Source organism: Streptomyces sp. NPDC005070 (assembly GCF_053600395.1).
Map to the genome: position 1 here is coordinate 1 of NZ_JBSFZS010000565.1, position 1,158 is coordinate 1,158.

The 1,158-nt window shown below is 69.0% G+C and carries 1 protein-coding gene and 1 pseudogene; both read right to left on the minus strand.

Annotated features, from left to right (window positions below; genetic code table 11):
- Positions 1-247 (minus strand): annotated as a pseudogene (locus ACWEBX_RS41190) (hypothetical protein); the annotation flags it as partial.
- Positions 244-1,158 (minus strand): ATP-binding cassette domain-containing protein (locus ACWEBX_RS41195; protein ID WP_451889786.1); only part of this gene is annotated, 915 nt, incomplete at its 5' end. The gene ACWEBX_RS41195 and the pseudogene ACWEBX_RS41190, both read right to left, overlap by 4 nt.

Sequence of the window (1,158 nt, forward strand, 5' to 3'; positions counted from 1 at the left end):
CTTGGGAGAGTGACGATCGCTCCGCTAGGTTCTGGTCGCCCGATCCGGACTCTGGAGCGTAGGCGATGTAGGCGGAGCGGCCCGCGCCGCCGCTCATGGTGTCGCCGAAGATGTAAACGAACAGCAGCAGGAGCATCACGGGCGTGAGCAGCAGGTTCAAGGTGAGCGAGGGATAGCGGCGAGCGTGCAGCAGGTTGCGGCGCAGCATCGTGGACGAGTCGCGCACGGCGAGGGAGAAGGTACTCATCGGAGGGTCTCCTTGGGCTGGTCGGGCCGGCTCGGCTGACTCGGGCGGTTCGGCTGACTCGACTGGCTCGGCACGGTGGTGGGACCGGTCAGGGCGAAGAAGACGTCGTCGAGGTCGGGGGTGTGCACGGTCAGTTCGTCGGCCTCGATGTCCGTGGCGGCCAGCCAGTCGAGGATGGAGTGGAGTTCCTGCTGGGTGCCGTCGCTGACGATCTGCAGCGCCAGCGCATGGTCGTCCCGGGTGGCCCCGCGCAGCGTGGTGGCGGCGGAGCGGTAGGCGGCGGGGTCGGTGAAGCGGAGCCGGATGTGCCCGCCCGGGATCAGCCGCTTGAGTTCCGCGGCGGTGCCTTCGGCGGCGATCCTGCCGTCGTTCAGGACGGCGATGCGGTCGGCGAGCTGGTCGGCTTCTTCCAGGTACTGGGTGGTGAGGAAGACCGTGACGCCGCCGGTGACGAGTTCGCGGATGATGCCCCACATGGTGTGGCGCGAGCGGGGGTCCAGGCCGGTGGTCGGCTCGTCGAGGAAGATGATCCGCGGGCTGCCGACCAGCGTCATGGCGATGTCCAGGCGGCGCTTCATGCCGCCGGAGTAGGTGGAGGCGGGCTTCTTCGCGGCCTCGGTGAGGTCGAAGCGCTCCAGGAGTTCGGCACTGACGCGCCGGCCCTCGGCCTTGGAGAGGTGGTGCAGGTCGGCCATCAAGAGCATGTTCTCCTGGCCCGTGATCAGGCCGTCGACTGCGGAGAACTGCCCGGTGACGCCGATCACGGCACGAGCCGCCTGTGCCTCCTTGGCCAGGTCGTGACCGCCGACGCGCAGCTCGCCGGCGTCGGCACGGATCAGGGTGGAGAGGATCTTGACGGCGGTGGTCTTGCCGGCGCCGTTCGGGCCGAGCAGGGAGAAGACCGTTCCCTC